Here is a 16,014-nt window from a genome sequence, read left to right as displayed (position 1 = left end):
CTCAGTGAGCCGCGTGCAAGGCCTGCCAGACCTTCATCGGCGTGGCCGGCATGGTCAGTCCGTTATTGCCGATCGCGTCGGTGATCGCGTTGATCAGCGCCGGCGGCGAGCCGATCGCCCCCGCCTCGCCGCAGCCCTTGATGCCGAGCGGGTTGCTGGGGCAGGGCGTATTCTGGTGCGACAGCTTGAAGGACGGCAGGTCGTCGGCGCGCGGCATGGCGTAATCCATGTAGCTTGCCGTTAGAAGCTGGCCGTTCGCGTCGTACTGGACATTTTCCAGAAGCGCCTGGCCGATGCCCTGCGCGATGCCGCCATGCACCTGGCCCTCGACGATCAGCGGATTGATGATGTTGCCGAAATCGTCCGCGGCGACGAACTGGACGATGTCTGTTTCACCGGTTTCCGGGTCGATCTCCACTTCCGCGACGTAGCAGCCGGCCGGGAAGGTGAAATTGGCCGGGTCGTAGAACGCGGTTTCCTTGAGGCCCGGCTCCATTCCGGAGGGCAGGTTATGGGCGGTGTAGGCGGCGAGCGCCACCTGGAACCAGGGCAGCGCCTTGTCGGTGCCGGCAACCTTCAGTTCGCCGTTCTCGATGACTATATCCTCCTCGGCCGCCTCCATCAGATGCGCGGCGATCTTCTTCGCCTTGGCCTCCACCTTCTCGAGCGCTTTCACGACCGCCGACATGCCGACGGCGCCGGAGCGCGAGCCATAGGTGCCCATGCCCATCTGCACCTTGTCGGTATCACCATGCACGATATTGATGCTTTCGATCGGCACGCCAAGGCGGCCGGCGACAAGCTGCGCGAAGGTCGTCTCGTGGCCCTGCCCATGGCTGTGCGAGCCGGTCAGCACTTCGATCGTCCCGACGGCGTTGACCCGCACTTCCGCAGATTCCCACAGGCCGACCCCGGCACCCAGAGAACCCACCGCAGCAGACGGCGCGATGCCACAGGCTTCGATATAACAGCTCATGCCGATGCCGCGCTTCTTCCCGTTGGCTTCCGAGGTCGCCCGACGGGCTTCGAAGCCCGCCCAGTCCGCCGCCTGCATGGCGGCATTCAGCGAAGCTTCGTAATCGCCCGCGTCATAATTCATGATGACAGGCGTCTGGTAGGGGAAGGTACGGATGAAATTCTTCCGCCGCAGTTCCGCCGGCGATATGCCGAGTTCGCGCGCCGCCGTCTCGATCGTCCGCTCCAGCAGATAGGTCGCCTCCGGGCGTCCCGCACCACGATAGGCGTCGACCGGCACCGTGTTGGTGTAGACGGTACGAACGTTGGCATGGATTGCCGGGATGGCATATTGGCCCGAAAGCAGCGTCGCATAAAGATAGGTCGGCACGGCCGAGGAGAAGAGCGACATATAGGCGCCGAGATTGGCGATCGTATCGACCTTCAACGCAGTAATGTGGTTGTCCGCATCGAAGGCCATCTTCACCTTGGAAACGTGGTCGCGGCCATGTGCGTCGGTCAGGAATGCTTCGGTCCGGTCGGCCGTCCATTTCACGGGAACGCCGGTCTTCCTGGAAGCCCACAGACAGACGATCTCTTCCGGATAGATGTAGATCTTCGAGCCGAAGCCGCCGCCGACATCCGGTGCGATGACCCGCAGCTTGTTTTCCGGAGCGACATTATAGAAGGCGCTCATCACGAGGCGGGCCACATGCGGGTTTTGGCTCGTGGTGTAGCAGGTGTAATGGTCCTCGGCGCCGTCATAGATGCCGAGCGTGGCGCGCGGTTCCATGGGATTCGGCGAGAGACGATTGTTGTGGATCTCGATCTCGGTGACATGTGCCGCCGAGGCAATCGCCCTGTCGGCTGCGTCGCCATCGCCGAGCTGCCAATCGAAGATGAGGTTGTTTGGCGCTTCCGGATGGAGCTGCGGTGCACCGGCCGCCATGGCGACAGCGGTTTCGGTCACGGCCGGCAGTGGTTCGTAGTCGATCACGACGGCTTCCGCCGCATCACGAGCCTCGCCGAGCGAATCCGCCACAACGATCGCGATGGCATCGCCCACGTAGCGCACGGTATCGACAGCAAGCGGCCTCCAAGCGCCCATCTTCATCGGCGAACCGTCCTTGGAATGGATCATCCAGCCGCAAATCAGGTTGCCGATGCCATCCGCCTGCAGCTGCTTGCCGTCCAGCACGTCGATGACGCCCGGCATACTCCTGGCAGCCGACGCATCGATACCCTTAACCCTCGCATGCGCATGCGGGCTGCGGATGAAATAGGCATATTTCATGCCCGGAACGGTCATGTCGTCGGTATAACGGCCCTTGCCGGTGAGAAAACGCTTATCCTCTTTGCGGGTAACGCGTGCACCGATTCCTTCAACACCCATGTTCATCTCCTCCCGAGACAGTGATTGGTGAGCAGTGATTAATGAGCAGGAACTGATCGGATCATGAGCAGGCTCCGGGATGAACCACCACTCACTACCGATTATTCACTATTCACTCCGCGGCCTGCCGCCCGCCCGCCATTTCGGCGTCGGCGGCAAGGATGGCCTTGACGATGTTGTGGTAGCCGGTGCACCGACAGATGTTGCCTTCCAGCCCGGCGCGGACCTTTTCCTCGGTCAGACTGCCGCCTTCGCGATTGATCATGTCGACCGCCGTCATCACCATGCCCGGCGTGCAGAAGCCGCATTGCAGGCCGTGATGTTCCTTGAAGGCGGCCTGGACCGGATGCAGTTCGCCCTGACCGGCAAGCCCTTCGATCGTCGTGATCGTCGAACCCGATGCCTGGACGGCCAGGATGGAACAGCTCTTCACGGAACGGCCGTCCATATGGACGACGCAGGCGCCGCACTGGGTGGTGTCGCAGCCGACATGTGTGCCTGTAAGGCCCAGCTTTTCTCGGATGAAATTCACGAGCAGGGTGCGGTCCTCGCACTCGCCGCTCATCGCGCGGCCGTTCACGGTCAGCGTCACTTTCGTCATCGATTTCCTCCTCGTGTCCCTCCCGGACACACGATCATCATTTGCTTTTTTACCTAGCGGATCAACCACTACTTTCTATGGAAAAGGCAATATTTTGGTCGGCCGTACGACAAGAAACCGACCGGCGGCATGGCCCAAAAATCGGGTAACTGTCAGCAAAGCAAAACAAAAACCATTGTGAAATCGCCCGAACCCGTATGGACTCTTGGCCGCTGCGACCTATTGTTCCCCTTGAAGGCCGGCAATGGACACGGTCGAGAGGATTGAACCCAGGAGGATCTCATGAAAAAGGTCTTGGTGCTTTTGATGGTCGGCGCTTCGCTTGCGAGCTGCACGGCAACTGAACAGGGCGCCGGCATCGGCGCCGCATCCGGCGCCGTCATCGGCGGCCTGGCAACCGGCAACGTCCGCGGCGCAGCCGTCGGTGCCGCGATCGGCGGCGTTTCCGGCGCCCTGATCGGCTCCGTCGCAGAGCAGCCCGGCCAATGCTACTACCGCGACCGCTACGGCCGCCGGTATATCGACGATTGCCCGCGCCGCTACTGATAAACGCCCGGATTGCAGGAAAAAGATGTGGCCTCGGAGCACGCTCCGAGGCTTTTTAATTCATGAAATCATCACGAAAGACGAGGGAGGGGTACCCCGCCCCGCCTTTTGCGGTTAAGTAGGTCTCTTCGTTGGAGGCTATGAGGGCCTACAGCCGGGGAACGACAGCCAGTTTGCGTATGCGGAACGAAAACACCGGGCGGACAAAAAAACGGAGGCTGATGGGGGGAGCAGGCACTGCCGCGATGCTCGCTGCGACCCTTCTGCTGCTTCCGCCGCTTGCCGGGGATGCATATGCTTTCAAGCTTTTCGGCATCACCCTCTTCGGCGACAACGACGACACGCTCGAAGTCATCGATCCTGTCCGATACGACGCGACGCTCGAAACCGGCAATGCGGACAAGGACCTCAAGAAACGCCTCGAATCGGCCGCTTCGCTGGTGACGGACGAGAAGCAGCCTGTCTCCGGCGATCTCGGCGTCATCATCAAGGCGCGGGAGGACCGCGACCGGCTGATCGCCGTGCTTTATGAGGAAGCCCGTTATGGCGGGACCGTTCATATTTCCGTTGCCGGCACCGACATCGACCGCCTGCCGCCCAATCCCACATTCGATCATGGTGCGCCGGTGCCGGTCGCGGTCCGCATCAATCCCGGTCCGCTCTTCAAGCTCGGCTCAGTGCGTTTCGATGGCGATCTCGCCGGCCGCAATCCGGAAGACTATGATCTCGAAACCGGCGGCGCGGCAGGTTCCCGCCTCATCCTCAAAGCCGGCGAGCAGTTGCTCGTCGACCTGAAAAAAGAGGGCCGTCCGCTTGCCAAGCTCACGGAACGGAAGGTCACCGCCGACCACCGGACCCATACCGTGGACGTGGTGCTCGGCGCTGTCGGCGGACCCGTGGCCCCTTTCGGTTCGGTCGCCGTCAAGGGGTCGCGCACGGTCGACGCGGCCTTCATCAGCCGCTACTCCCGGCTGGACAAGGGTGGCCGCTACTCGCCCGACCAATTGAAGAAGGCCAACGACCGGCTGCGCGAACTCGGCGTCTTTTCGAGCGTCACGATCCATGAATCGGACAAGCTGGCGCCCGACGGTTCGCTGCCGCTCATTATCGAAGTGTCGGAAGGCAAGCATCGTTATTTCGGCTTCGGCGCCGAATATTCCTCGATCGACGGCGCCGGCGTCCAGGGTTATTGGGGCCACCGCAATCTGTTCGGCGAGGCGGAATCGCTCCGCATCGAGGGCAAGGTTTCCGGCATCGGCGCGACGACCGATGTCTCCACCTTCGATTATTCCGCCGGCATCGTCTTTACGAAGCCCGGCGCGTTCGTACCGGAGGCTACCTTCGAATCTCGTCTGGAAGCCAAGAGCGAGACACCAGACGTCTACGAAGCGCAGACCGTCATCTATTCCGCCACGATGGCCTACGAACTCAACGAGACGGATAAGCTCAAGGGCGGCGGCGAGGTCGCCTGGATCAATACGGACGATGCTTTCGGCAAAAACCAGTATGTCACGCTGAGCCTGCCGATCTCGTTCGAGCGCGACGCCCGTGACAACAAGCTCGATCCGACCGAAGGCTATTACGCGACGCTCTCCGCCAAGCCGAGCTACGAGGTTCTGGACGGCACGATCTTTTCCTCCTTCGAAGGTTCGATCGCCGGCTATCTCGGCTTGGGGGAAGAAGACGGCATCGTGCTTGCCGGTCGGCTTGCGGCAGGCACGCTGGTCGGCGGAGACGATCTTGAATCCATTCCCGCGACGCGCAGGTTCTTTGCCGGCGGCGGCGGATCGGTGCGCGGCTATGCCTATCGGGAAATTTCATCCTATAACAATGCCGACGAGGCGACCGGCGGGCGTTCTTATGCACTAGGATCTTTCGAAGTGAGAGTAAAAGTGTCAGAAAACATAGGCATTGTACCTTTTATCGACGTCGGTACGGTTTCGACCGGAATCGTGCCTGATTTTTCTGATATACGTGCTGGCGCAGGAATTGGCATTCGATATGCCACCCCTTTCGGCCCGCTGAGACTTGACGTTGCGATGCCATTGCAGCGGTACGATGGCGGCAGCCAATACGGTATCTATGCGGGCATTGGACAGGCATTCTGAAGGGCATTGAGAGGTAACGACCGAGCATGACGCTGATGGTTCGCCTGCTGAAAGGGATATTGAAGGCCACGATAGGCGTGGTTGCGATCCTGTTCGTCATGGCGCTGGGTGTCGTGCTGTTCGTGGCGCTGACGCCGGTCGGTGGGCGCGTGGCGGCAGATCGCGTCTCTTCCATCGTGTCCACCCCGGATAGGAAAGTGACATTCACCCGGCCGGAAGGCCTTCTGACCGGCGATCTGCGGATCGATGCGCTGACGCTTTCGGATGATGCCGGCCCCTATGCCCAGATCGGCGGCATCAAAGTCGATTGGTCGCCCACATCGCTGGTGACCGGTGTCTTCAGCGCCGAACACGTATCGGCCGAAACTGTCAACTTCATCCGCGCGCCGCGGCCGCCGAAGACCCCGGCGACTCCCCAGACGACGACCTCCACCTCGTCAGGCTCGCCCCTGCCGGTCGGCATCCGTGTCGCGCAGATCGACCTGCCGGACATCAACCTGTCCCAGGCCCTTTCGGGCCGCGATTTCTCGCTGTCGGTCAAGGGTTCCATCGATGCGACCGGCCCGGATATCTCTCTCGACCTGCAGGCGACCCGCAAGGACGAGCCGGATGCGCGGGCATCCGCCGATGTCGTCTACGCGCCTTCCGCCAACCGACTGACCCTCAAGGCTTCGGTTTCCGAACCGCAGGGGGGCCTGCTTGCCCGCCTCCTGCGGCTGCCCGGCGCGCCGGCGGTGGAGCTGGCGCTCGATGGTGAAGGCCCGCTTTCCGATTGGGCCGGCAAGTTGCAGGGCAGCGTCGGTGGCGTTCCCGTCATTTCGGTCGACGGCAGGCACGTGCTGGTGGAGAACGGCAGGCACCGCATGGAAGTCACGGGCGGCGGACAGCTCGCCACCCTGCTTCCGCCCGCCTTCCGGCCTCTGTTCGGCGGTACGACGGATATCAACATCGCCGCGGTCTACGCCCCTTCCGGCCGTATCGACATCGAGCGCGGCGATCTTGCCTCCGGCGCGGTAAGAATCTCCGCCAAGGGCGCCTGGGATCCGGCCGGCGACAACAGCCTGACGGCAGGTCTTGCCGCAATCAACGGCCCGGTGGATTTTGTCTGGCCGATCAACGGTCAGGAGAGCCGTTTCTCCATCGAGAGCATCAATTTCACCTTGACCGGGGCGGCCTCTTCGGCCCGCTTCAACGCGACCGCCGCCTTGAGCGCCGCAGAGCTGCCGCAAGGCCGCTTCAACCAGATCCGCCTGCAGGCGGAAAGCGAGGATCTCGATCTCCTCAAGCGCTCCGGCAGCATCCGCAGCCGCTTTACGGTCGCCCGGACGGACTTTACCAACGACGATCTGGACCGGGTGGTCCGCGGCCCGGTGACGCTCGATGCACCGTTGAGGCTCGCACCTCCGGCAATCGGCCTCGACGCGGCGACCTTCGACAGCCAGAACGTCAACGGCACGCTTTCCGGCGCGTACGACATGTCGAAGCAGGCCGTGACCGGCAACTTCCGTGTCTTCGCCAATCCTGCCGTCCTGCCGCCGGCGCTCGTCTCGAAATTCGAAGGCAAGCTCTCGGCCGAAGGCTACGTCAATATGGTGACGGGCGGCCGCGTAAGCCTTGAAAACTTCGTGATGCGGTCCAATGCGGTCGAGGCACACGGCAATGTGCTTCTGGAAAACCAGACCGTCACCGGTCGGCTTGCCGGCCGCGTGCCGGATCTGAAACGCTGGCTGCCGGAAGCCGAAGGGGCTGCCGGTTTCGACATCGCCGCCAAGGGACCGCTGACCGCCGTCGGCATCAAGGCCGTGCTCAATTCCGCCGACGCGCGGCTGGTCGGACGCAAGCTCCAGGACATGAGCTTCGTGCTCGACGGCACGGCCGACCCGAAGGCACCGAAAGGCAAGCTGACTGCGACCGGTTCGCTGGACGGCCAGCCCATCAAGGTCAACGCGGATCTCGCCTCGACCCAAGGACGCACGAACGCTCCGGCGATCAATGCGGAGATCGGTCCGAACAAGCTCAGCGGAGCCCTGAACTTTTCTCCCGACTTCCTGCCGGAAGGACAGCTCACTTTCGACTTCCCGGATGTTTCCCTGCTTGCCGCACTCGCGGCGCAACAGGCACAGGGCGACCTGAAGGGTACCGTGATCTTCAGCAACGCGGGCGGCAAGGCCGGCGCTGCGATCCGCGCGTCGGGCAATGTCTTGAAACGCGGCACGATCGAAATCGCACAGCCGAATATCGATCTCGCCATGCCGGACATCAAGGCGATCGCAGCGGAAGGCTCCATCAAGGCGGCCAAGGTCGGCGCGGGTTCGATCGGTCTCGACGACATCAATCTCGGCGTCAGCCACGGCGGCAACAGGACCGGCTTCAACCTCGCCGCCCGATATGACGATGCACCGCTCAATGCGGTCGGCGACATCCAGACCGGCGCCGATATCTCGGTCGGGATCGAGAGCTTTACCGCCACCCCGCGCAATATCCCGATCCGCCTTGCCGGCCCCACCCGCATCGCCATCGCCAATGGCGGCGCTCGTCTTGCCGGCCTGACGCTGGCCACCGGCTCGGGCAGCGTCACCGTCAACGGCACGGCGGGAACTGCGCTCGATGTGACGGCCAATATCAACGCGCTGCCCGCAAGCCTGCTCAACAGCTTCGTGCCGGCGATCAACGCCGCGGGCACGATTTCCGGCACCATCAACGCGACGGGCACCCCGTCCGCCCCCGCCGTCAAATACGATCTAGAATGGAGTGATGCACAGCTTCGCCAGACGCGCGACGCTGGCATCAGCCCGTTTCGCCTCCAGGCAAGCGGCAGTTTTGCCAACGGGACAGTCGCACTAGACAGGACACGCCTCACCGGCTCCGGCGGGCTCGATCTGTCGGCAACCGGACGCGTCTTCCTGAAGGACGGCGTTCCTGCTCTCGACATCAATGCTCGCGCCAACGCGGTGCCGGCCGGCCTCATCAACGCCTTCGCGCCGGGCCTCGGCGCCCGCGGAACGATTTCCGGCACAGTAGCCGCCACAGGCACACCGGAAGCCCCGGCCGTCCGTTATGATCTGCGCTGGACCGACGCCGGCGTAAGCCAGACCGCATCCGCCGGCCTTGCCTCCGTGAACGTTACCGCCAATGGCACCTTCCAGAACGGCACGGTTACGATCGACACGCGCCTTTCGGGCGGCGGAGGGATCACCCTTTCCGGCGGCGGCTCCGTCTCGCTCGCCGGCGAAAAACCGCTGAACCTGAAATTCAACGGAGGGCTGCCCTTCTCCATCATCGCCGGCCAGCTTGCGGCACAGGGCTTCGTGCTGGAAGGTACCGGCAATGTCGACGTGGCGATCGGCGGCACGGTCGCAACCCCCGCCATTACCGGCACCGCATCGACGTCAGGCGCTCGGCTGGTGGATGTGCGGCGCAACCTGGCGATCACCGATCTTGCCGCCAATGTCGCCCTTGATGGCAAGAGCGCCAATATTCCCAGGCTGTCCGGCAAGCTTTCCGGCGGCGGCGCGGTCTCCGTCCAGGGCTCGGTCGGTATCTTACCTGGCTCCGGATTCCCGGCCGATCTCCGGATCACGCTGGCCCAAGCCGCTTATGCCGACGGCACTCTGTTTGCTGCAACGGCCGACGGAGCCTTGACGATCACCGGCCCGCTCACGTCAGGACCTGTTCTCGGTGGTCGGGTTACGCTCACCAAGGCGGCGATCACGGTTCCGGCCCGTCTCCCGACATCGCTTTCGGCCATCGATATCCGCCATCGCAACGCCCCGCCGGATGTTCTGCGGCAGATGGAAATACTGCGTCCGAAGAGTGCGAAGGGCGCTTCCGAGCCTATCGCGCTCAACCTGCAAATCACCGCTCCGAACGGCATTTTCGTTCGCGGCCGCGGCATCGACGCCGAGCTCGGCGGCGAACTGACCGTCACCGGCAACGCGACGGCACCGATCGTTGCGGGCGGATTCGAGATGCGCCGCGGCCGCATCGTCATTCTCGCCAAGCGGCTCGATTTCACCGAAGGTGATATCACCTTCGGCGGCGGGCTGATCCCGGTCCTCAACATGGAGGCCAATACGACCTCCGCCTCGACGACGATCATCGTGAAGGTCACGGGCGTCGCGAACGATCCGACGATTACCTTCTCGTCCTCCCCTGCCCTGCCGCAGGACGAAGTTCTGGCGCGGCTGATCTTCGGCCAGTCCATGGCGCGCCTCTCGCCGCTGCAGATCGCCCAGCTCGCGGATGCGGTCACTCAGCTTGCCGGCGGCGGCTCTACGTCGCTTCTTGAAACGCTGCGCAGCAATCTGGGCGTCGACGATCTCGACATCAACACCGACTCGACCGGACAGACCACGGTCTCCGTTGGCCGCTACATCAACAACCGCACCTATCTCCAGGTCGAGCAGGGCGGCCAGAACGGGGCTCAGGCGACGATCAATCTCGATGTCGGACGTGGCGTGAAGTTGAAGGCGGGCGCCGGCACCGAGGGCGGTACCGCCGGCATTTTCTACGAGCACGAATACTGATCCTTACTTGCATAGACTTTCGGAGATGTCGCCTCAAACGGTTGTCGTCGGGAACGGCAAAGCACTTCCTATGCACATCATGATCCTGATTCGGGCACGCTTTATTGCGGCGTCGAGCCACCAGTTTATCTAGAACGCGCTCGATAGAGCCACATACATCATATGGTTCGCCACCGCTAAAATTTGACAACTAGCAGATCAGGCGGAATTATTCATGACAAAGTAAGTATAGTCAGGGGAATATTACCCACTACAAGCTGAATGGGCATCGTCAGTTTTTCTAAAAAACACATAGAGGTTGCAACACGCGACGAATGCCATTGACTTAATGTTAATTACAATTGGCTATTTCTTATATCCAATCTCACGCATGGATTACGGCAGTTTTTGAGAGTTTGGATATATGCTGCCGGCCTGAGCTGAGGACTATTCCTAAGAACTGGAGCAGCGAAGACCATGCCGATCCTTTCACTCCCGGGCGCCGACGCCAAAGCTACACTTGCGGCCCTTGCCCAATCCCAAGCTATTATTGAATTCGATCTCTCGGGAAAAATTCTCACCGCCAACGAGAACTTCTGCAAGGCCCTCGGATATACCCTTTCAGAAATCGTCGGCAAGCATCACAGCATGTTCTGCGATCCGGCCTATACAAAGTCACAGGCCTACAAGGATTTCTGGGCACGGCTCGGCAGCGGCAAATATGACGCAGCAGCCTACAAGCGCCTTGGCAAGGGTGGCCGCGAGATCTGGATCCAGGCCTCCTACAATCCGGTGATGTCCGGCGGCAAGCCCTACAAGGTCGTCAAATTCGCAACCGATATTACCGCTGCGAAACTGAAAGCTTCGGAAGACGAAGGCAAGATCAACGCGATCTCGCGCAGCCAGGCGATCATTGAATTCACGCCAAATGGGGATGTCCTGACCGCCAATGAGAACTTCCTTGCCTGTCTCGGTTATCAGCTGTCGGAAATCGTCGGCAAGCATCACAGCATGTTCTGTGAACCTGCGTTCCGCGACAGTGCGGAATATCGCGACTTCTGGAAGAAACTGGCCTCCGGCGAGGTGGTTGCCGCCGAGTTCAAGCGCATCGGCAAGGGCGGCAAGATCGCCTGGATCCAGGCGTCCTACAATCCTATCTTCGACGCCGAAGGACGCGTCTTCAAGGTCGTCAAGTTCGCGACCGACATTACCGAACGCGTGCGTGCGGTCGATGACATCGCCGTCGGTCTTACCGCCCTGTCGCACGGCGACCTGACGGCGCGTATTGAAAAGCCATTCATTCCGACGCTGGAGCAAATCCGGCTCGACTTCAACGAGGCCATCGCTAAGCTTGCCGAGGCAATGCGCACCGTCGGAGAAAACGCGGAAGGGATTGCCGGCAGTTCGAGCGAAGTCCGTCAGGCCTCGGATAGCCTTGCCAAGCGTACCGAACAGCAGGCCGCCGCCGTTGAAGAAACCGCGGCCGCCCTGGAAGAGATCAGCCGCACCGTAACCGACAGCGCCAAGCGCGCCGAGGAAGCAGGCGACCTCGTTTCCCGGACCAAGAAAAGCGCCGAACATTCCGGCGCCGTGGTCCGCAATGCCGTTGGCGCCATGGGCCAGATCGAGAATTCGTCGAATGAGATTTCCAACATCATCGGCGTGATCGACGAAATCGCCTTCCAGACCAACCTTTTGGCTCTTAACGCCGGCGTCGAAGCGGCTCGCGCCGGTGAAGCCGGCAAAGGCTTTGCGGTCGTCGCCCAGGAGGTCCGCGAACTGGCGCAGCGTTCTGCGGGCGCCGCCAAGGAAATCAAGACGCTGATCTCCACCTCCTCCGATCAGGTGAAGCGCGGTGTCGCCCTGGTCGGCGAAACCGGCAAGGCGCTCGACGAGATCATTTCCCAGGTGGACGAGATCAACGGCAACATCACGGCCATCGTCGAGGCCTCCCGCGAGCAGTCGACTGGCATCAAGGAAATCAGCAACGCCGTGAACTCCATGGACCAGAACACACAGCAGAATGCCGCCATGGTCGAGGAAACGACGGCGGCCAGTCATAATCTGGCGCGGGAAGCCGAAACGCTGCGCAATCTTTTGGCGCGATTTAGATTTGGGCAACACTCTTCGGTTAAGATTGGTCAAGCGCGACCAGATGCACGACCTGTTGCATCGCCGGCACGCAAACTCATGGCAACGGTCGCACGGGCCACATCCGGTGCAGCGACTGCCCAGGCACCGGATAGTTGGGAAGAATTCTGATGGCTATGACGATCAACTCCACGAACTACGGCGGTGAAACGCTGGAGATCATCGCCTTTCGGCTGCATGATCAGGAATTCTGCGTGAAGACGACGACCATCCGCGAAATCCGCGGCTGGGCTCCTTCGACGCCGATCCCGCACGCTCCGGCCGACGTCATCGGCGTCATGAACCTGCGCGGTTCGGTGATCCCGATCATCGACCTCGCCTACAAGCTCGGCATGAAGAGCACGGTCGCCAACGAGCGCAGCGCCATCGTGGTTGCCGAAGTGCACAACATGGTCATCGGCATGCTCGTCGATCGCGTCTCCGACATCCTCACGATCCCATCGAGCCAGGTTCAGCCGGTTCCGGAAATTTCCGCCTCCTTCGATAAATCCTTTTCGGAAGGCATCATCGCCAACGAGAACGGCATGATCTGCTTCCTGAACCTTGCCAAGATGTTCAAGGGCACCGAAGCCGACGATCTCGCCGCCTGATCGGGATATTCCTTTGGAAAAGCCGTCCGGATGTCCGTCCGGGCGGCTTTTCTGCGTCTCAAGGATCGAATGCTGATAAGGATCGCATGCGGCATGTCGAAAGAGGTGTCGCCATTTCCGGTGGAGGCCGACAGCGGCGCCGCAGGCCGTTTCCCGACTACTCCTTGGGCTCGAACGCTTCAGGCCGGCGACCGGCCGCCTGGCGTGCCAACATCCAGCCTGGATATTCCGGCGCGAGCGCACTCACCTCGTCGAGCTTCGCCATGTCTTCCGCATCGAGTTTCAGCTTCACGGCCTTCAGGTTTTCATCCAACTGCTCCAGTCGCTTCGCGCCGATAATGACGCTGGTGACGAAGGGTTTCGCCAGGATATAGGCAAGCGCCACCTCCGCGACGCTCGCGCCGTGCTTGGCACCGACCTCGCGCATGACGGCAACGCAGGCCCAGGCACGGTCTTTGTCGACCGGCGGAAAATCGAAGGTTGCGCGACGGCCCTCGCCATTGCCCGGCGCGCCGGGGCCGTATTTGCCGGAAAGCAGCCCGCCGGCGAGCGGCGACCAGACCATCAGGCCAAGCTTCTCCTCCTGCATCAGCGGAACGATATCCCGCTCCAGGTCTCGACCCGCTATGGAGTAATAAGCCTGCACAGTCTCGAAACGGGCAAAACCCTTGCGCTCGGAAATGCCGAGCGCCTTCGCCATCCTCCAGGCCGCCCAGTTGGAAAGGCCGATGTAACGCACGAGGCCGCGCGACACGAGATCGTCGAGCGCCCGGAGCGTCTCGTCGATCGGCGTCACGGCATCCGTGCCGTGAACCTGGTAAAGATCGATATGATCCATCTGCAGGCGTTCCAGGCTTTGTTCCACGGAGTCCATGATGTGACCCCGGGAGGAACCGCGATCATTCGGCTTGTCGCCCATCTGACCGTAAACTTTCGTGGCGATGATCACGTCCTTGCGCGCAACGCCGAGATTCTTGAGCGCCTGCCCGAGAATGCGCTCGGACTTGCCTTGAGAGTAGACATTGGCCGTATCGATGAAATTGACGCCTGCCGCCAGCGAACGCTCGACGATCCCGTCGGCAGCCGCCTGGTCGAGGCCCGCGACGGCGGTCCAGGGACCGCCTGGCGTATTTTCGCCGAACGTCATCGTACCGAGGCAGATTTCCGAAACGAAAAGACCTGTATTGCCCATTTGATTATAGCGCATGGAGAACTCCCGTATGCACTGAGACTTGAGGATATATTGGTCATGGTCGGAGCCGGAAATGTCACGCGGGCGCGTGCCGGGATGCCGGAGAGGCGTTACTGGCTCCGGGGGTAAATTTAGGCCGGAATCCGGCCTCGTCAACCGGAGCACCCTCCGTTTCTCGCTTCAATTTTCTGTGCACGCCATAATGACAAAGAGCGGCATTGCCTGCCGCTCTTCGCATCAGCGATCAGGCTGGAAGATTACCCGAACAGCGCGAAGCTGCTCTTCAGCGTCACCCAGACACCCCAGAGAAGCGGAATGCCGACCACCGCCCAGGCCAGAGCTGCCTTAGCGTCGAAACCACCGGTTCCGATGCCGAAGGAACCGGTCGGGCCGGCTTTCGCCGCGGCCGTCCTTGCTTGCAGCGAGGCAACCTCCTCATCCGACATGAACCACTTGTCGGACAGCGGCCGCACCAGGGCATTGGCAACCAGCCCGAGGGCCAACATGCCGGCAAGGATATACATCGTGCCTGTGTAGAGCGACGGTCCGGGCGCCACGCCCGCCGTGATCTGCGCCTCGCGGATATAGTTGACGACCACCGGCCCGAGGATGCCGGCCGTTGCCCAGGCCGTCAGCAGGCGACCATGAATGGCACCGACGAACTGCGTTCCGAAAATATCCGCGAGATAGGCGGGAATGGTGGCGAAGCCTCCGCCGTACATCGACAGGATGATGCCGAATGCGAGCACGAAGAGCGCTTTGCTCCCCATGTCCGCCAGCGTCGGAGCCAGTGCATAAAGCACGATCCCGAGGACGAAGAAGGTGTAGTAAGTGTTCTTGCGGCCGATCTTGTCGGAAAGCGAGGCCCAGAAGAACCGCCCGCCGATGTTGAAGAGCGAGAGCAGGCCGGTGAAACCGGCGGCGATCGCCGCGATCTGCGTCTTCTGGCCCGCGTCGAGCTGCGAGAACGTCAGATTGGGCAGGCCGATCAGCGAGCCGGCGAAGATTTCCTGCAGCATCGGCGAAGCCATGCCGATGACGCCGATGCCTGCCGAGACGTTCAGGCAAAGCACAGCCCAGATCAGCCAGAACTGCGTCGTCTTGTGCGCGTCGCGCAGATGGACATGCTTGTGAGTGATCATCGTCGACTTCGAGACCGGCGGCGACCAGCCTTCCGGACGCCAGCCGGCCGGCGGGATGCGGTAGCCGAAGGCACCGCCCATCATGAAGCAGAAATAGATCGCCGCCATGGCGATGAAGGTCTGCCACACGCCGACCGACGCATCGGTCTTGAAATAGTTCATCAGCAGGTTGGCGAGCGGCGCACCGATCATCGCACCGCCGCCGAAGCCCATGATCGCCATGCCGGTCGCCATGCCGCGACGGTCCGGAAACCACTTGATCAGCGTCGAGACCGGGGAAATGTAACCGAGGCCGAGACCGACGCCGCCGATGACGCCGGCGCCGACCCACATCAACCACAACTGATGGGTCATGACGCCGATGGCCGCGACGAGAATGCCGCCGCACCAGCAGCAGGCCGAGACGAAACCGGCCTTGCGCGGGCCGACCCGTTCCAGCCAGCCGCCCCAGATGGCGGCCGAGCAGCCGAGCAGCACGAAGAACAGCGTGTAGATCCAGCCGAGATCCGCAACGCGCCAGTTGCAGCTTGTCGTGAACAGCGCCGAGACCAGGTTCAGGCTGGCGCAGGACGGGTCCGCTGCCCCTGGAATGGCCTTGGAAAGCGGTAGCCAAAACACGCTGAAGCCGTATGCCATGCCGATGCAGAGGTGGATGGCGAGCGCCGCGGGCGGAACGAGCCAGCGGTTGAAACCCGGTTTTGCGATAATACGTTCCCTGTCGAGGAACCCGACTTCGCCGGCCAGGCCCTCGTTCGTTGTGACTGCCATGTACAGGATCCTCCCTCTGGATGATGGCTGTGTCGTCTTATCCTTCCCCGACCCCTCTCTTGCC

The 16,014-nt window shown here is 61.9% G+C and carries 9 protein-coding genes; 5 read left to right on the top strand and 4 right to left on the bottom strand.

The window, feature by feature from the left end; translation table 11 throughout:
* Position 1: 1 nt before the first annotated feature.
* Positions 2–2,347 (bottom strand): xanthine dehydrogenase family protein molybdopterin-binding subunit, encoded by a 2,346-nt coding sequence (locus tag DMO26_RS25585; RefSeq protein WP_117195159.1) that lies wholly within the window; start codon positions 2,345–2,347, stop codon positions 2–4.
* 112 nt (positions 2,348–2,459) lie between these two features.
* On the bottom strand, positions 2,460–2,948 hold the full coding sequence (locus DMO26_RS25580) for a (2Fe-2S)-binding protein (RefSeq protein ID WP_117195085.1): 489 nt from the start codon (positions 2,946–2,948) through the stop codon (positions 2,460–2,462).
* Positions 2,949–3,230: 282 nt separating this feature from the next.
* Here DMO26_RS25580 and DMO26_RS25575 point away from each other — a divergent pair, with 282 nt between their 5' ends.
* The 5 genes from DMO26_RS25575 (at position 3,231) to DMO26_RS25555 (ending at position 12,848) form a co-directional block, all read left to right on the top strand.
* On the top strand, positions 3,231–3,494 hold the full coding sequence (locus tag DMO26_RS25575) for a glycine zipper domain-containing protein (protein ID WP_117195083.1): 264 nt from the start codon (positions 3,231–3,233) through the stop codon (positions 3,492–3,494).
* Positions 3,495–3,673: 179 nt separating this feature from the next.
* On the top strand, positions 3,674–5,602 hold the full coding sequence (locus DMO26_RS25570; protein WP_450088447.1) for an autotransporter assembly complex protein TamA: 1,929 nt from the start codon (positions 3,674–3,676) through the stop codon (positions 5,600–5,602).
* 26 nt (positions 5,603–5,628) lie between these two features.
* Positions 5,629–10,128, top strand: coding sequence for a translocation/assembly module TamB domain-containing protein (locus DMO26_RS25565; protein ID WP_117195079.1), 4,500 nt, complete (start codon positions 5,629–5,631; stop codon positions 10,126–10,128).
* 456 nt (positions 10,129–10,584) lie between these two features.
* Positions 10,585–12,369: a methyl-accepting chemotaxis protein gene (locus DMO26_RS25560; RefSeq protein ID WP_117195077.1), complete on the top strand. Its 1,785-nt coding sequence runs from the start codon at positions 10,585–10,587 to the stop codon at positions 12,367–12,369.
* Positions 12,369–12,848 carry a chemotaxis protein CheW gene (locus DMO26_RS25555; protein ID WP_117195075.1) on the top strand — a complete coding sequence of 160 codons (480 nt, stop codon included), beginning with the start codon at positions 12,369–12,371 and terminating at the stop codon, positions 12,846–12,848. The genes DMO26_RS25560 and DMO26_RS25555 overlap by 1 nt, the downstream gene beginning before the upstream one ends.
* Before the next feature lie 157 nt (positions 12,849–13,005).
* Here DMO26_RS25555 and DMO26_RS25550 read toward each other — a convergent pair whose 3' ends face one another.
* A complete protein-coding gene (locus tag DMO26_RS25550; RefSeq protein WP_117195073.1) occupies positions 13,006–14,055 on the bottom strand; it encodes an aldo/keto reductase in 1,050 nt (349 codons plus the stop codon).
* A gap of 242 nt (positions 14,056–14,297) precedes the next feature.
* Positions 14,298–15,950, bottom strand: a complete 1,653-nt coding sequence (locus DMO26_RS25545) for an OFA family MFS transporter (RefSeq protein WP_117195071.1) — start codon at positions 15,948–15,950, stop codon at positions 14,298–14,300.
* Positions 15,951–16,014 lie beyond the last annotated feature (64 nt).

The sequence above is a fragment of the Rhizobium terrae genome (genome assembly GCF_003425685.1).
Classification (GTDB): Bacteria; Pseudomonadota; Alphaproteobacteria; order Rhizobiales; family Rhizobiaceae; genus Neorhizobium; species Neorhizobium terrae.
Note: the sequence above shows the minus strand (reverse complement) of the source record. Positions and strands in the feature narration are given on the sequence as shown.